Annotated in this window: 14 protein-coding genes and 1 pseudogene; 10 read left to right on the forward strand and 5 right to left on the reverse strand. The window is 69.1% G+C overall.

All coding sequences use genetic code 11. The features are described 5' to 3' along the window. Positions 1-66 precede the first annotated feature (66 nt). The 5 genes from IF11_RS0125155 to IF11_RS0125175 all read left to right on the forward strand — a co-directional run bounded on the left by IF11_RS0125155 (position 67) and on the right by IF11_RS0125175 (position 6,790). On the forward strand, positions 67-948 hold the full coding sequence (locus tag IF11_RS0125155; protein WP_037728461.1) for a helix-turn-helix transcriptional regulator: 882 nt from the start codon (positions 67-69) through the stop codon (positions 946-948). Positions 949-1,623: 675 nt separating this feature from the next. After that, positions 1,624-2,274 (forward strand): (2Fe-2S)-binding protein, encoded by a 651-nt coding sequence (locus IF11_RS0125160; RefSeq protein WP_030354003.1) that lies wholly within the window; start codon positions 1,624-1,626, stop codon positions 2,272-2,274. A gap of 12 nt (positions 2,275-2,286) precedes the next feature. Continuing rightward, on the forward strand, positions 2,287-3,267 hold the full coding sequence (locus IF11_RS0125165; RefSeq protein ID WP_030354004.1) for an FAD binding domain-containing protein: 981 nt from the start codon (positions 2,287-2,289) through the stop codon (positions 3,265-3,267). Further along, entirely contained in the window at positions 3,264-5,456 is a 2,193-nt protein-coding gene (locus tag IF11_RS0125170) for a xanthine dehydrogenase family protein molybdopterin-binding subunit (RefSeq protein ID WP_030354005.1), read from the forward strand. Before IF11_RS0125165 ends, IF11_RS0125170 begins: the two co-directional genes overlap by 4 nt. A gap of 197 nt (positions 5,457-5,653) precedes the next feature. Continuing rightward, positions 5,654-6,790, forward strand: coding sequence for an XdhC family protein (locus tag IF11_RS0125175; RefSeq protein ID WP_030354006.1), 1,137 nt, complete (start codon positions 5,654-5,656; stop codon positions 6,788-6,790). A 128-nt stretch (positions 6,791-6,918) separates the two neighbouring features. Here IF11_RS0125175 and IF11_RS0125180 read toward each other — a convergent pair whose 3' ends face one another. Continuing rightward, positions 6,919-7,785, reverse strand: coding sequence for an MmyB family transcriptional regulator (locus tag IF11_RS0125180; RefSeq protein WP_030354007.1), 867 nt, complete (start codon positions 7,783-7,785; stop codon positions 6,919-6,921). Between the two features lie 869 nt (positions 7,786-8,654). Between IF11_RS0125180 and IF11_RS0125185 the strand changes: the two genes are divergently transcribed. The 5 genes and pseudogenes from IF11_RS0125185 to IF11_RS0125210 all read left to right on the forward strand — a co-directional run bounded on the left by IF11_RS0125185 (position 8,655) and on the right by IF11_RS0125210 (position 11,755). Next, positions 8,655-9,422 (forward strand): SDR family NAD(P)-dependent oxidoreductase, encoded by a 768-nt coding sequence (locus IF11_RS0125185; RefSeq protein WP_030354008.1) that lies wholly within the window; start codon positions 8,655-8,657, stop codon positions 9,420-9,422. A gap of 25 nt (positions 9,423-9,447) precedes the next feature. Beyond that, positions 9,448-9,770, forward strand: a pseudogene (locus IF11_RS0125190) (aldo/keto reductase); the annotation flags it as partial. 79 nt (positions 9,771-9,849) lie between these two features. Further along, positions 9,850-10,827 (forward strand): aldo/keto reductase, encoded by a 978-nt coding sequence (locus tag IF11_RS0125200; RefSeq protein WP_030354010.1) that lies wholly within the window; start codon positions 9,850-9,852, stop codon positions 10,825-10,827. Positions 10,828-10,896: 69 nt separating this feature from the next. Then, positions 10,897-11,268, forward strand: a complete 372-nt coding sequence (locus tag IF11_RS0125205) for a DUF2255 family protein (RefSeq protein WP_037728464.1) — start codon at positions 10,897-10,899, stop codon at positions 11,266-11,268. Beyond that, on the forward strand, positions 11,225-11,755 hold the full coding sequence (locus IF11_RS0125210; protein WP_276311290.1) for an NAD(P)-dependent oxidoreductase: 531 nt from the start codon (positions 11,225-11,227) through the stop codon (positions 11,753-11,755). Before IF11_RS0125205 ends, IF11_RS0125210 begins: the two co-directional genes overlap by 44 nt. A gap of 331 nt (positions 11,756-12,086) precedes the next feature. On the opposite strand, the gene IF11_RS0125215 is transcribed toward IF11_RS0125210, so the two are convergent. The 4 genes from IF11_RS0125215 to IF11_RS0125230 form a co-directional block, all read right to left on the reverse strand. Further along, positions 12,087-13,151 carry a zinc-binding dehydrogenase gene (locus IF11_RS0125215; RefSeq protein ID WP_030354013.1) on the reverse strand — a complete coding sequence of 355 codons (1,065 nt, stop codon included), beginning with the start codon at positions 13,149-13,151 and terminating at the stop codon, positions 12,087-12,089. 74 nt (positions 13,152-13,225) lie between these two features. After that, complete coding sequence (locus IF11_RS0125220; protein ID WP_030354014.1) at positions 13,226-13,948, reverse strand: nitroreductase; 723 nt, start codon at positions 13,946-13,948, stop codon at positions 13,226-13,228. A 135-nt stretch (positions 13,949-14,083) separates the two neighbouring features. After that, a complete protein-coding gene (locus IF11_RS0125225; protein WP_240627647.1) occupies positions 14,084-15,070 on the reverse strand; it encodes an NADP-dependent oxidoreductase in 987 nt (328 codons plus the stop codon). Positions 15,071-15,244: 174 nt separating this feature from the next. Continuing rightward, on the reverse strand, positions 15,245-16,357 hold the full coding sequence (locus tag IF11_RS0125230; RefSeq protein WP_030354016.1) for an NADH:flavin oxidoreductase/NADH oxidase: 1,113 nt from the start codon (positions 16,355-16,357) through the stop codon (positions 15,245-15,247). Between the last annotated feature and the right edge of the window lie 94 nt (positions 16,358-16,451).

A 16,451-nucleotide genomic window follows, 5' to 3' on the forward strand; every position in this document is an offset into this window, starting at 1 on the left:
AGTCACTGCTGAGAGGTGTACTGACAGCACACCTCTGCGCGGACCGGCTTCTTCTAGGCTGAAGGCGTGGACAACCGCGAAGAGGTCAAAGCCTTCCTTAACTCCCGACGCGCAAGGATCACCCCTGAAGACGCCGGCCTGACGCCCCACGGCCGCACCAGGCGCGTGCCGGGCCTCCGCCGCAGCGAGGTCGCCGAGCTCGCAGGTGTCAGCGTCGAGTACTACGCGAAGCTTGAGCGCGGCGACCTCAGCGGCGTCTCCGAGAGCGTGCTGCATGCCCTCGGCCGAGCGTTGCGGCTTGATGACGCTGAGCGATCGCACCTGGCCGATCTCGCCCGCGCCGCGGGTGCCCCGCGCCGTGCCCGCCGTCAGCCTTCCGCCCAGAAGGTCCGGCCCGGCGTGGCACGCGTCCTCGACGGGATGGGCGAGTTGCCGGCCTTCGTTCACAACGGACGTCTGGATGTCCTCGCGGCGAACCCCCTCACGGAGGCGTTGTTCGCACCTGTGTTCGCAGAACCGGCCCGGCCGGTCAACCATGCCCGGTTCAACTTCCTCAACCCGCGCGCCCGCGACTTCTGGGTCGACTGGGAGCGGGCTGCCGACAACAGCGTGGCCCTGCTGCGCACCGAAGCCGGACGCGACCCCTACAACAGGGCACTGACCGATCTCGTGGGGGAGTTGTCCACCCGCAGCGAAGCTTTCCGGGTCCGCTGGGCCTCACACGACGTACACCTGCACCGCACCGGACTCAAGCACATCCACCACCCCGTCGTCGGCGTCCTGCACCTGTCCTACGAGGTCTTCGACCTGGCCGCCGACCCGGGGCTTGCCCTGGTCGTCTTCAGCGCCGAGGCGGGCTCACCCAACGACGACGCGCTGCGGTTGCTCGCCGGCTGGGCCGCTACCCACGATCCGGCCGACGCCCTGGCGAGACCCGACCAGGCGTGAGACCAGGGACTACCGGCGGGCAGGAGTCGCCCGGTTTTCCGCCCGACGGGTCCCGTCGAGGCGTACGTTCGGTGACGGCGGTCCCGTTCAGCGCGTAGGCCAGGTAGCGCGCGGTACCGGCCGACCGGGCCAATACCAAGCCTCGACGCTGGGCTGGGGCAACCGCCGGTGGAGGACATCTCCGTGTGCTTCGTCGAGGTTCGTTCGCCGGTGTAGTTCCGGAATATCTTTCCTCACCTACGGTCCAGAACCCCGCGAATAACGTCGAGCGGCCCTGCACAGCTCGCGCCTGGCCGGAGCCGGGCTCGGAGTTCTCGTCGAGCGGATGCGAACAGGTAGGTGCGGAGCATTCCGCCGGCGGAAAGCTCCCCGGAAAGCCCGCGCGGGTGCTCGTGCCACAGAGAGATTGGCCAAGGATTCCACCCTGGTGTTCAGACATCCAGGCAGAAAACTCTCCCCCCCACGAGAGGGCCAGGTGATGGCAAACTGCCGGTCATGACCAGCCACGCGCATCTCTGTCAGCTGGGCGAATTTCCCGAGGCCTGGCGCCGCGTCCTGCGAGGCATCTGACAAACAGGGCCGGATACGCGCCGGCAATGACAACGAAGCGGGTTCTGCCTCCGGGCACGCCGACGAATAAGGCTAACGACCTTCCGCCGACCCGAAAGCGTACGCATGTCAACTGAACTTACCGAGTCAGATGTTCCTTCCCCCACCGGGCCCGCCTCGGCGCCGTCACGGCGCACGTTCATCGCGACGACCACCGCGGTCGGCGGCATCGCCGTGGCCGGCGGCCTGGTCGCGGGGCCGCCCCCGCTGGGCGTCGAGGAAGCGGCTGCCGCCGAAGCAACCCCCAGCGGCCGTGTCTCGCTGACGGTCAACGGGAAGCGGCACACCATCACGGTCGACAACCGGACCTCGCTGCTCGACCTGCTGCGCGAACACCTCGGCCTGACCGGCTCGAAGAAGGGCTGCAACGCCGGTGCGTGCGGCGCCTGCACCGTGCTGGTCGACGGCCGCCGGGTCAACTCCTGTCTGACGCTGGCAGTGCGCCTGGAAGGCGCCGAGGTCACCACCGTCGAAGGGCTCGCTCCGGGCGGCGAGGACGGTGAACTGCACCCGCTCCAGGCGGCGTTCGTCGAGCAGGACGCCTTCCAGTGCGGCTACTGCACCCCGGGGCAGATCATGTCCGGCGTCGGCTGCATCCAGGAGGGCCACACCGGCTCGGCGGAAGAGATCCGGGAGTGGATGAGCGGGAACATCTGCCGCTGCGGCTGCTACGTGAAGATCGTGCGCGCGGTCGAGCAGACCGCCCGCGGGAAATGAGGCCAGGTCCCCGTGTATCCCTTCACCTTCACCAAGGTCTCCGACACCCGCGAGGCCCTCAACGCAGGCCGCCGCGGCGGGCGTTACATCGCCGGCGGCACCACCCTCGTCGACCTGATGCGTGAGACCGTCGAACGCCCCGAAAGCCTCGTCGACATCAGTGATCTGCCGCTGCGCGAGGTCACCGTCACCGAACGCGGCGGTCTGCGTATCGGCGCGCTGGTGCGGATGGCCGAGGCCGCCGCCCACACCAAGGTCCGCACCACCTATCCGGTCGTCTCAGAGGCGCTGGAGCTGAGCGCGTCGGCCCAGTTGCGGAACATGGCCACCATCGGCGGAAACATCATGCAGCGCACCCGCTGTACCTACTTCCGCGATGTGACGGCCGCCTGCAACAAGCGTGAGCCAGGATCGGGTTGCGCGGCACGGGAGGGCTACAACCGCACTCACGCCATCCTCGGCACGTCCGACGCCTGCGTGGCCACCCACCCCTCCGACGCCGCCGTCGCCTTCGCCGCCCTGGAGGCGACCGTCAACCTGATGGGCCCGGACGGCGAACGCAGCCTCCCCTTCGCGGACTTCCTGCTGCGTCCGGGCAGCACCCCCGACCGCGAACAGGCGCTCCGCCGGGGCGAGCTGATCACTTCCGTGGAGATCCCGGCTCACCCGCGTCCTCTCAAGTCCGGCTACCTGAAGGTCCGCGACCGGCAGTCCTACGAGTTCGCCCTGACCTCGGCGGCCGTCGCCCTGCACATCCGTGGTGGAGTGATCCGGGAAGCGAAGATCGCCACCGGTGGCGTGGGCACCGTGCCCTGGAAGCTCCCCACCGTCGAGCAGCACCTCGTCGGCGAGCGGCCCTCGGCCCGGCTCTGGGCCCAAGCGGCCGAGCGGGCGGCGGACGGCGCCCGCCCGCTGGCCCACAACCGCTTCAAGATCGCACTCCTCAAACGCACCGTCGAACGCCAGCTGCGCACCGTAGGAGGTACGAAGTGAGCCCGCAGCCCCAGGCAGCCGTCGGCGCTCCGCTGTCCCGGGTGGACGGACGCCTGAAGGTGACCGGGAGAGCGACGTACGCCGCCGACCACGACATCAAGGGTGCCGTCCACGCGGTCGTCGTCGACAGCACCATCGCCCGCGGGCGCGTCACCGGCATCGACACCCGGGCAGCACTCGCCCTGCCCGGCGTACTGAAGGTCATCAGCCACCTCAACGCACCCAGGCTCGCCTACCGTGACGACCCGAACCTGAACAACCCGCCGGGCCGGCGGCTGCGGGTCTTCCAGGACGACAAGGTCCTCTTCCACGGCCAGCCGGTCGCCGTCGTCGTGGCCACGGCTTTGGAGACCGCGCAGCACGCAGCGAGCCTGGTCAAGATCGGCTACGACGCGCAGAGCCCGTCGACCGATATGAGCGGCAGCGACCGTACGAACGAACCCGCGACCTATGCCCGTGGCGACGCGGACGGGGCGATCGGATCCGCCGCCGTACGGCTGGAGATGGCCTACCGGACGGCTCGCAACCATCACAACGCGATGGAGCCGCAGGCCACCGTCGCCCGCTGGGACGGCGACCGGCTCACCCTGTGGGACAAGACCCAGTGGGTGCTCGGCACCCAGAACGAACTCGCCTCCGTATTCGGACTTCCTCCGGAGTCGGTGCGCGTCATCTCGCCGTTCGTCGGCGGCGGGTTCGGCACCGGTGTGCGGACGTGGCCGAACGTCACGGTAGCGGCCCTCGCCGCACGCGAGGTGGGCCGCCCCGTCAAGCTCGTACTGACGCGCAAACAGCTGTACTTCGCCGTGGGGTACCGGCCCGTGTACGAGTACGGCGTGCGCCTGGGCAGCGACCGTCGCGGGCGCCTGACCGCGATGACCCACGATGTGAGAGCAGAGACCTCGACCTACGAGGATTTCACGGAGGCCATCCTGGTCGCGGGGCGGATGCTCTACAGCATGCCCCACGTCAGCCAGACGTACCGCAGAGTGCCGCTGGACGTGAACACGCCGACCTGGATGCGCGGTCCCGGTTACGCCAACGCCTCCTTCGCCATCGAGTCGGCGCTGGACGAACTCGCCCACGAAATAGGCGTCGACCCCATCGAACTGCGCCGGCGCAACGAGCCCGACGACGACGAGTCCAGCGGGCTGCCGTTTTCCACCCGGCGGCTGCGCGACTGCTACACCACCGGCGCCCGCGAGTTCGGATGGCACCGCCGCAACCCGAAACCCCGCTCCACCCGCGACGGTGACTGGCTGATCGGCACCGGCATGGCCACCGGCGTGTACGACGTCCTGCGGAGTCCGGCGCAGGCCCGGGTCAGGCTCGACGCCGACGGCACCGCGCTGATCGAGTCCGGGACCAGCGACATGGGCCCGGGCACCTACACCTCCATGACCCAGGTCGCCGCGGACGCCCTCGGACTGACGATGCGCAACGTGACCTTCCGGCTCGGCGACTCCCGCATGCCGCCGACCCCTCCACACGGCGGTTCACAGACCATGGGCACGGTCGGATCCGCCGTCCAGGACGGCTGCGACACGGTGCGACGGCAGGCGATCCGGCTCGCCGTCGAAGACCGGGAATCACCGCTGTACGGCGTGGATCCCGACGGCATCGTCGTCCGCGCGGGCCGACTGCACGTGAAGGACAACCCGGTGCGCGGGGAGACCTACCAGCGGCTGCTGGCACGCAATGAGCGCACCCACCTCGAAACGCTCGGGTCCTTCCAACCCGGCGAGTCCCGGTTTTCGATGTACGCCTACAGCGCGACGTTCGCCGAAGTCGCCGTCGACGCGAGCCTGGGCCTGGTACGGGTCCGGCGGATGCTCGGTGTCTGCGACGCGGGCCGCATCATCAGCCCCAAGCTCGCCGACAGCCAGGCGCTCGGCGGCATGGTCGGCGGCATCGGCACAGCCCTGCTGGAACACACCGTCACCGACCACCGCGACGGCCGTATCGTCAACGCCAACCTCGCCGACTACCTCGTCCCCGTCAACGCCGACATCCCCGACCTGCGGGCGATCTTCATCGACGGCGAGGACCTCGAAGCCGCCCCCATCGGAGTCAAAGGACTCGGGGAAGTCGTCCATATCGGCGTGGCACCCGCCATCGCCAACGCCGTCTTCCACGCCACCGGCCGCCGCGTCCGCGAGCTGCCCATCACCGCCGAAGCCCTGCTCTGAACAAAGGCCCGACAGAGCACCCGGGTGGCCGGCTCATGGAGAGACGGCCATCAGGGTGCCCCACGACCGCCCGGCGGCTTACCGCGGTCCGCCGCCGGGCTTCTGGGGCCGCCGCCGTGTCACTTTCACCCCCGACGACTCGGTGGCGGCCCGCCCCAACCGATCTCTCACGTCGCCCGCCACATGGAGACCCGCCCATGCTGAACATCGCGGACACGCTCTACGAATGGTGCCGCGAGGCCCGCTCCTTCGCCCTCGCCACCGTCGTCCAGGTCCGCGGGAGCGCGCCTCTGCCACCCGGCACCTCCCTCGCCGTTGACACCGACGGCCACGTAGTCGGCAGCGTCTCCGGCGGCTGCGTCGAGAGCGCCGTCTACGACCTGTGCCAACAGGTGCTGGCGGACCGCGGTACCCCGACACGAGCCCGGTTCGGCTACTCCGACGACGACGCCTTCGCCATCGGCCTCACCTGCGGCGGCGAAATCGAAGTCCTGGTGCATCGCGTGACCCCCGCGGACCGGTCCCATCTCACCGCATCGCTCGAAGCAGTCGTACGCGGCCGGCCCGCCGCCGTCGCCCAGATCGTGGACGGCCCCGAGCATCTCCTCGGCCGTGGCCTTTCCCTCCTCGGTGACGTCAGCACGTACCACGGAACCCTCGACAGCGAGACCGTGAACCGGGCAGTGGCGGCACAGGCGCGCGCACTGTTGCGGGCCGGCCGCACTGCCTGTACCGAGGTCGGCGGCGACACCGACGCCTGCCCCGAGAAGCTGTCCGTGCTCGTCCACACCCGCGTGCCCCGTCCCCGCATGCTGATCTTCGGCGCCGTCGACTTCGCCGACGCCTTGAGCCAGGCCGGTCGTTTCCTCGGCTACCGAGTGACGGTGTGCGATGCCCGCCCCGTCTTCGCCACCCCCGCCCGCTTCCCCCACGCCGACGATGTCGTCGTCGACTGGCCGCATCGCTATCTGGAGCAGACCGAGGTGGACGCCCGCACCGCGATCTGCGTCCTGACCCACGATGCCAAGTTCGACATTCCCCTGCTGCGCCTGGCCCTCCGCCTCCCGGTCGGCTACGTCGGCGCCATGGGCTCCCGGCGCACGCACGACCACCGGCTGAAGGCGTTGCGAGAAGCCGGCGTAACCGTCGATGAACTGGCCCGCCTGCGCTCCCCGATCGGGCTTGACCTCGGCGCCCACACCCCCGAGGAGACAGCGACCTCCATCACCGCCGAGATCATCGCCCACACCCACCTCGGCACCGGCCTGCCCCTGTCCCGCAGCACCGGACCCATCCACCACCCTGCGCCGGGAGCTCTTTCCCCGGCCGCATAACGCGCGACCTGCCCACCGCAAAGCAGGGAATGCCCATCGCGTAGAAGGAAGTTCTCCCCTCGCACAGAATTCGCGCCGAACTTCGTACAACAGGTGGCAGGGTGATCCTTGACCGGATGACGTCACGATCAGCTTGCGGCGTCAGCACTCGGCTCGTGGTTGGCGGCCCAGGAGGCGAGGAAACGCAGCCCCTCGTGGGAGGGAGTGCCCGGCTCCGCGGTCAAGATGACGAGTTGCTGGTCGGGATCCGTGGGACAGGCGAGGGCCTCCCAGTCGAGGGTGAGGTCGCCGGCCACGGGATGGCGGAAGATCTTCGTCCCCGTCGAGTGGTGGGCCACGTGGCGGGCGGCCCACCACTCCCGGAACTGAGGATCCCGTTCGGACAACTCATCGACGAGTGCGGTCATGCGCGGATCGCCCGGGTTATCCGCTGCTTCCATCCTCAGAAATGCCACGGTGTTACGCGCGGAGCTTTCCCAGTCCGCATACAATTCCCTGAAAGCGGGATCGGTGAAGACCAGTCGCACAGAATTGCGATGCTCCTCCGGAATCTGGGAGAAATCCGTCATCAGGGCGGCGGCGAGGGAATTCCAGGCGAGAATGTCCATACGGCGGCCGAGAACGAGGGCGGGGGTGTCGGTGAGATTGTCGAGGAGTCGCCGCGTCGGGGGCCGGACCTTCTGCGCCGCCTGCCGACGTGGCCGCGCGTTCTCCTTCCCGGCCAGTTGGAGCATGTAATCGCGCTGGTCCTCATCCAGACGCAGCACCCGGGCCAGGGCTAGCAGGACCGGAGTGGAGGCCTCGATCCGGCCCTGCTCCAGGCGCGTGTAGTACACGGTGCTGATCGCGGCCAGTTGCGCCACCTCCTCCCGGCGCAGGCCCGGGACCCGCCGCAGGGCGCCGCTCTCGGGCAGACCCATCGCACGAGGGCTCAACTCGGCGCGCCGGGCCTTGAGGAATTCACCCAGCTCACTGAGGTGTGCGTCCCTGCTCATGCTGGTCACGGTACTGCGGAAGCCGCTCCTGCACAGCTCGGCTGGGGGGTAGAGATCTATACCTGGAACATGCGTCTCCAGTACGTGATCGGTGTCCATTTTTCCGGTCGTGGTAATCAGGGAAACGGGGAAATCCGAGGGGACGCGATACCTTCTGCATTCTCGTAGCCACCGACATGCGGGTCGAATAATCTGCCCCCTGCACCCGTGCGGATTCATTTGGGGTTGACTGAACTCTCGCGTTGGACAGCCGGGGCGGTCGGAGGATTGCGACGGATGCCGGCGGCACAGTTCACGAGGGCTTGTAGCGATCCTGCGTTCTCGATTGCACGGACTGTGTACAGGCGCACGGGCCCGGGACTCGACTCGACATGCTGAGCCGTAAGATCCCGGCCGCTCGATCGAGATGCGGAGCCGCGTTCATGACAGCCAAGCCCCCTTCTTCGGGTAATTCGCTGGGGGGCAGGGTTTTATACCCGGAAAGATCTCTCCCATTGTCGCGTCCGGGAGGCGATGGCACCGTTACATGTGTGCCCATCGCAGATCGGAAAGACGGTTGCCGGCCCGGCGTTCTTCTCCCCGGGAGTCATAACCCCGCCGGATCAGACAGGCAACGGTCCGTGCACAACGAATGAGCACGCGCGACGCAGACCCGATCTGCCCCGGTGGCCGACCGGGGAGCATCCGCGTCGGGAGGCGCTGCCGCGGCGGCCCCGGTAAGGACGAGACGGCTCGGCGCTGCCTTCCCGTCGGAACGGCCGCGACTGCCCCGCCCAGATGCCTACGCCAATCGCGGTCGGCCGGGGTGACTGCCGTGATGCCCCGCCGCTCACTCCTTCATTTCATATGTTCAGAAAAGAGAAGCACCCATGGCAACGAATCTGACCGGTACCGTCGCTCTCATCACCGGCGCGAGCAGCGGAATTGGCGCCGCCACCGCCCGCCGGCTCGCCGAGCGAGGCGCCTCTGTGGCGCTCGTGGCCCGTCGCAAGGCCCGTCTCGAAGAGCTGGCCGCCGAGATCGAGAAGGCCGGCGGCACCGCCCTGGTCGTAGAGGCGGACATCACCGACCGCACCCAGGCCGAGGCCGCCGTGCGGCAGACCGTCGAGCGCTTCGGACGGCTGGACATTCTGGTCAACAACGCCGGTCTCATGCTCCTCGGGCCCGTCGTCGGCGCTGACGTCGAGGAGTGGGAGCGGATGCTCGCCATCAACGTCCAGGGCCTGCTCTACACCACCCGCGCCGCCCTGCCCCACCTGCTTGAGGCCGCTGAGGACGGACCGCGCCGGGTCGCCGACATCGTCAACATCAGCTCCATTGCCGGACGCGTCGCCTGGAACGGCTACGGCGTCTACAACCTCACCAAGTTCGGCGTGAACGGCTTCACCGAGTCCCTGCGACAGGAAGTCACCCAGCGGCACGTCCGCGTCAGTGTCCTGGAGCCGGGCGGCGTCGACACCGAACTCGGTTCCCACAACGACCACAAGCCCGAGGTCCGCGAAGCGATCGGCACCTTCTACGAGCAGACCGAGGTCCTCGTCCCCGATGACATCGCCGACGGCGTCGCCTACATCGTGACCCGGCCTCGGCGCGCCTCGATCGCCGAGCTCTGGGTCATGCCCACCGACCAGGCCTGAGGACCACGACGACAAGGAGAACGCGATGAAGCACGTATCACTGGGCGGGCTCGATGTCTCGCGCATCGGCCTGGGCGCCATGACCATGGCCGGCACCTACACGAGGGGCGGTGGCCTCGACGACGACGAGTCGATCCGTACCATCCACCGGGCACTGGACCTCGGGGTCACCCACATCGACACCGCCGAGATCTACGGCCCCTTCCACAGCGAGGAATCGTCGGCAAGGCCATCGAAGGTCGGCGTGACGGCGTCGTCGTGGCGACGAAGTTCGGTCTCGTCTCCCACTCCGGTGGCGGCCCCGGCGTGACGGACAGCAGCGCCGGCAACGCCCCGGCCTCGGGCGAGCGCCACGACGAGGCGAACATGGCCAGCATCGACCGCTGACCCCTCACCGCCGACGCCGTACCCCTCGAAGGAGGAGGCAATGAAACACACGCGTCTGGGGTCTTCGGGCCTCACCATCAGCCGTATCGCCCTGGGAACCATGGGGTTCGGCGACGGATCCCGGGAGAAGTGGGCCCTCGGCTACGAGGCTGCCGCACCGTTCTTCCAGCAGGCACTCGACCTGGGGATCACCTTCTGGGACACCGCCAACATCTACAGTTTCGGCGCCTCCGAAGAGATCGTCGGCCGGGCGGTCAAACAGTTCGCGCGGCGCGACGACATCGTGCTGGCGACCAAGGTCCACCAGCACATGCACGACGGCCCCGGAGGCTCCGGGCTGTCCCGTAAAGCGATCATGGAGCAGGTCGACGCGTCGCTCACCCGCCTCGGCACCGACTACGTCGACCTGTACCAGATCCATCGCTTCGACCCGCAGACTCCGGTCGAAGAGACGATGGAGGCGCTGCACGACGTGGTCAAGGCGGGCAAGGCCCGCTACCTCGGCGCATCGAGCATGTTCGCGTGGCAGTTCGCCAAGATGCAGCACGCTGCCGAGCTGAACGGGTGGACGACGTTCGTCTCCATGCAGGACCAGTACAACCTGGTGCAGCGCGGGGAAGAGCAGGAGATGTTTCCCCTGCTGGCCGACCAGGGTGTCGGGAGCCTGCCGTGGAGTCCGCTGGCCGCGGGCGTCGTCGCACGGCCGTGGGGCGTGAACGACACCCAGCGAGGCAAGGACAACCCGAGCACCGACTTCGACGGGCGCCCGCTGTGGCAGGACAGCGACAAGCCGACGATCGACGCGGTTGAGCGCATCGCGAAGGACCGAGGAGTGTCGATGGCCACGATCGCGCTGGCCTGGGTGCTCAAGAACCCGGTGGTCGACGCCCCGATCGTGGGCGCGACCAAGGACCACCACCTGCCCGCCGCCGTGGCGGCGCTCGACATCACCCTCACCGACGACGAGGTGACCGCGCTTGAGGAGCACTACGTGCTGCGCGAGCCCACCTACTTCTAGGTCCTGTCCGGCCGGACAGGACCTAGTCGGCCCGAAGAGCAGACCCGCACCCCTGAGAGAAGAACCAGCATGAGTTCCTGGAGCCGGACACAGCTTCGTGCGATCGCCGAGAACGCGGATCTCTTCGTTTCCCCGTTCCGTGAGGACGGCGCCACCTACGGCACCCCGACCCAGACCTGGGCACTCGTCGTCGAGGGCGATGTCTACGTGCGTGCCGCCAACGGACAGCGGTCGACGTGGTATCAGGCGGCCGTCAGCCAGAAGGCCGGTCGCGTACGCGTTGCCGGTAAGGACTACGAGGTCACCTTCGAACCCGTCGGCAGCGACGTCGACACCGCTGTCGACGCCGCCTACGAGGAAAAGTACCCGGGCAGCCCAGCCGTGCCGATCATGCGGGGTGACGGACCGAAATCGGCGACAGTCCGCATCTCACCCCGCTGAATCCCGCCACTGCCCCGCGGCACATGAACACGGTGTGCTGCCCGCCTCGCTGGACGAGACCCTGTCCCGCAGCCGCTTCGTGTTCGTGCTGGCCACCGTCACGGACGAAAACCGCCATCTGATCGGAGAACGCGAACTCGAACTGCTGCCGGACAGCGCACGCCTCGTCCTGGTCAGCCGCGCACCGGTCGTCGACTACCCGGCGCTGCTCGCCCATGTCGCGCGCGGGCGCCTGCTCGCCGGCATCGACGTATGGCCGGAGGAACCGGTCGCCGCTGACGACCCTGTCCGCGATCTCGACGGTCTGGTGCTCTCCGCACATCGTGCGGGCGGCATGCCGGAGGCCTTCCAGGCCATCGGCGACATGGTCCTCGATGACCTGACACTCCTCGCCCAGGGGCTTCCACCCGTCCGTATGCAGAGCGCCGCCCGTGAACTGGTCGGCCGCTATCGCAATCGGCCCGTGACCTGCCTCCGGAGCAGGTGACCGCCATGGGGCACGGCCGCCGATCGGCCGACACTGTTGCGCTCCTGGTGAGCGACCCGGAGGAACGACCGGCCGCGCTCGCCGCGATCGACCGCCTGGAGGTCGAGGCCGCGGCCGCCACCACCGCGCTCCCCGGCGCCCTCGAATTCCTGGAGAGCCTGCCGCGCGGCCGGTGGGCGCCGACGCCCTCCGGCACACGAGGGACCGCGGATGCCGAGCCGCACTCCACCCCGGCAGTGGCGGCGACGCCGGCGTGCAGGCGTGGTGCCTGCCCGGAGGCCTGGGGGCGCCACGCGTGCCTTCCCGGTCGGCGTTCACCTCACGGTTGCCGTCAGCCGACGATGACCACCGGCTTGACGACGGTCTGGTCGCGGCTGCGCATCAGTTCGAGGCTCTGCCCGACCGCGTCCCAGCCGTGCAGCACATGAGTCGCGAGGGGCTGGGTGTCGAGCTTGCCGTTGGCGATGAGGAGCAGGAGGCGCTCCATGTAGTCCCTGCCCTGGTTGGCCTGAGCCGCGGTGAGGAACTTCTCCATCACTCCGTAGTTCCAGACGTTCATCGGGATGGTCACGGTCTCGTCGTCGAAGAATCCCGAGACCACCGATACGTGGCCGCCGAACTTCGTGAGTCTCATGGCCGTGCCGATCTGGTCACTCGCGTTGCCGCCGCTGGCGACGAGCACGCTGTCGACCTGCGTGCCGCCGGTCAGCGTCATGATCTGCTCGTAAACGTCACCCTTCTTGTAGTCGACGAGGTCGGTCGCCCCGTACCGCGTGGCGAGGGTCATCGTGTTCGGGCGCGAGCCGACGGCGATGATGCGGCCGGCCCCTCGGAGCGCCGCGGCAGCCACTCCCATCAGCCCCACGGGCCCGACGCCCAGTACGACGACGACCTCACCGAACTGGATCTCCATCCGCTCGACGCCGGTGAATCCGGTGGCTGCCATGTCGTCGACGGACACGGCCTGGACATCGGTGACTCCGTCGGGGATGTGCGCCAGGTTGGAGTCGGCGTCGAAGCACTTCACCAGCTCGGAGAACCACCCGCCGTTGGTCGGGTCGTCGGAGAAGTAGGGGCTCTTGCTCTGGTGGAACTTGCCCTCTCCTCGCTGCGCCCGAGGGTGGCGCCAGTCGGCCAGCCCGGCGGGAAGAACGACACGGTCTCCGGGGGCGAAGTCGGTGACCAGGTCGCCGACGCGTTCGACGACCCCGACCGCTTCGTGGCCGATGACCTTGCCCAGCGCGTTCGGGAGCGAGAGCGAGTCGATGAGATGCACGTCCGTCGTGCAGGTCGCCACCGCGGTCGGGCGGACCAGGGCGTCGTACGGTCCGATCTCCGGTACGGGGACCTCCTGCCAGTCGGCGCGGCCCTTCTCTTGGATGACGTAGCCCTTCATGGCTCACTTCCTTTCGTGTGGTCTTCACGGGGTCCGGCCGGCCCGGCGTAGCGCCGTCGGCCACCGGCCACCGGTCAGGCGGGGTTGGGGGATGGGTGGTTGTCGAACAGGCCAGGGGTGTCGTGGGTGATGACGTTCTCCTGGGGCGGGACCCTGTCGAGGCGGTAGCTGTTGTCCGGGGACGCGTGGTCTTCGTGTCCGAACGAGATGCCGAAGAACAGCTTCAGGTCGTCGGGAACGTCCAGGACATCGCGGACGGTGTCGGCGTAGAGGCCCAGCACGGTCTGAGGGATTCCGCCCAGTCCCCGGGCGGCGAGGGAGAGCAGGAAGGTCTGGGCGTAGATGCCGATGTCGCCGCCCACGCGCACGCCGTCACCGAAGGCGGGAGCGAAGAGCATGGCCACGTGGGGAGCGCCGAAGAACGCGAAGTTGCGCCGGTCCGCCACGCGGCGTGCTTCGCGGTCCGACCGGGCGATACCCAGGGCGTCGTTGCGGGTCTTGGCCTGGTGCCCGGAGCGCTGTGCGTACGGGCCGAAGTACTCGTTCTGGTCGAAGGTGAAGTCGCCGGACACTTCACCGGCGGCTTCGGCCCGCAGAAGCTCCTTGCTCAGCAGATCACGCTGCCGGCCGGAGACGATGTGGATCTGCCATGGCTGGGTGTTGCAGTTGGAGGGGGCCATCCGGGCGTCCTCCAGCACGCCGCGGATCTGCGCGGCGGGCAACGGATCCGGCAGGAACGCGCGAACGGCGTGACGGGCCCGGACGGCCTCGGCGAAGGAAAGGGTGTCGCCAGACACAATGCTCCTCTTGCGGACGGGGTGGACGGGGTGGCAGCACGGCGATGCCCGTGCCTCGATGGGACGTACGCACGTGTTGCCGTGCGGCAGGCGCCTTCCGGCTGACGTTCGGTCTCTGGACTCCCGCGATGCCTTTCACATGGCTACTGCGGGCGGGAATTCGAGGATGAGCCGCCCCCGCAGGCCGCCCTTCCCAAGCAGCCGATGAGCCTCGGGAGCCCGGTCGGCGGGCAGAGTCGCCGCGACTCGGAGGGTGAGCTCCCTCGATTCGGCCTGTTCGCGCAGCCGGGTGATGGCCGGCTGGTCGGTTGCGCGCGAGCGGACGTTCACGGGGTGCACGGTGATGCCGCGGCCGGGATCGCCGTCCCAGAAACGCAGGACCGCGATCTGGCCGTTGTCGCGGATCGCGGGCGCGATCCGGTCGTGCAGCATGGCGCCGTCCGCGACCGCGTCGGCTCCACCGGGCACAACGTCCAGTACGCGCTGCGCGATGTCGTCGCCGCGCGCGACGAAGATGTCGGCGCCGTGGGAACGCAGCCACTCCTCGTCGTGCGCCGAAGCCACCGCGACGACGCGCAGGTCCTCTGCGGCGGCGAGCTGGACGACGTAGCCGCCGACGGCGCCGCCGGCTCCGGTGACGACCAGCGTCGAGCCGGGCACGAGGGCGAGGGCGTCCAGGACGCTCCGGGCGGTCAGCGCATTCATCAGGAACGACGCCGCCTCGGGGAACGTCGTGCCGGCCGGCTGACGTGTGACGGACGCGGCCGGAAGGACGACGTACTCGCTGTAGCCGCCGTGACGGCCGTGATTGTCGACGATGCCGATCACCGGCTCGCCTTCGGACAGCCCGTACGTGGCCTTGACGTCGTCCGCGATCTCGTCGATCGTTCCCGCCACGTCCATGCCGGGAATGAACGGAGGTTCGAGATCCCGGTACCACTCGGCAAGGGAGCCGTCGCGGAGCATGGCGTCGGCCGGATTCACCCCGGCGGCACGTACCCGTACCCGCACCTCGCCGGGGCCGGCGTGCGGTTCGGGAAGCTCGACGGTGTGCAGCACTTCCGGGCCGCCGTAAGTGTGGAGGCCGATCGCTTTCATGGAGGGGGACTGCCTTGTGCTCATGAGGAGGTGTTCCTTCCGTGGGTGCCGACGGCCGGCTCACCCGGCGCCCCTTGGCTAGTGCCGCGACCGGCAATGTTTGCCCGGTCGGAGCGGCGTCCGGTGCGTGTGATCGCAAGGCGGCCGGGAGCCCTTGTAGCGGAGCTACCTGGGCTTGCACGGGAGCCGGCCCACCTCTCAGCGCTTGCCGCGCCGTCGGACGGCGTAGCCGTACTGCTCGGGCCAGCGGGGCTCGGCGCCGAGTTCGAGTGCGGCGTGCTGGGGCCAGTAGGGGTTGCGCAGCAGTTCGCGGCCGAGCAGGACGGCGTCGGCCTGTCCGGTGGCCACGATGTCCTCGGCCTGGCCGGGCTCCAGGATCAGGCCGACGGCGCCGGTGGGGAGCCCGGTCGCCGCACGCGTCCGGGCGGCGAAGGGCACCTGATAGCCGGGACCGACGGGGATCGTCGCGTCGGGGACCATGCCGCCGGTGGACACGTCCAGCAGGTCGACGCCGTGGGACTGGAGTTCTTTGGCGAGGCGGACGGTGTCGTCGCCGGTCCAGCCCTCGCGCTCGTCCTGCGGATTCTCGGTCAGCCAGTCCGTGGCCGACGTGCGGAAGAAGACCGGCAGGTCCTCGGGCCACACCTGGCGTACGGCGTCGACCACCTGAAGGGGAAAGCGCAGGCGGTTCTCGAAGCTGCCGCCGTAGGAGTCGGTGCGGTGGTTGGAGGCCGGAGAGAGGAAGGAGTTGATCAGGAAGCCGTGGGCGCCGTGCAACTCGACCACCTGGAAGCCAGCGGCCAGCGCGCGCTTGGCCGATTCGGCGAAGTCGCGTACCAGCTGCTGGATCTCGTCCACCGTGAGCTCGTGCGGCACCGACCGTCCGGTAAACGGCGCCGGGCTGGGCGCGACCGTCTGCCAGCCGCCCTCGGCCTCGGGTATGTACCCGCCCGTGAGCCAGGGCTTGTCGACGGATGCCTTGCGGCCGGCATGACCGAGCTGGATGGCCGGGACCGACCCGTGGGAGCGGATGGCTGCGGTGATGCGGGCGAACGCTTGCTGCTGGCGGTCGTTCCACAGGCCCAGGTCCCAGGGGGTGATGCGCCCGTCGGGCCGTATCCCGGTCGCCTCTGCCATCACCAGCCCGGCGCCGCCGGCGGCCCGGCCGGCCAGGTGGGTGAGGTGGAAGTCGGTCGGCACCCCGGTCTCCGGCCCGTCCGAGGCGGCGGAGTACATGCACATCGGGGACGTCCAGATGCGGTTGGGGATCTCAAGTGACCGCAGGGCCAGGGAGGTGAACAGGGTACTCACGGGTGGTTCCTCATCGATGTGGGATGTACTGGCCCAGGGGCGGGCAACGGCTTGGGGGGTACGGGGGGCTGCGTACGGTCCGGCAGCCCGCGCG

Source organism: Streptomyces scopuliridis RB72, from assembly GCF_000718095.1.
Classification (GTDB): domain Bacteria; phylum Actinomycetota; class Actinomycetes; order Streptomycetales; family Streptomycetaceae; genus Streptomyces; species Streptomyces scopuliridis.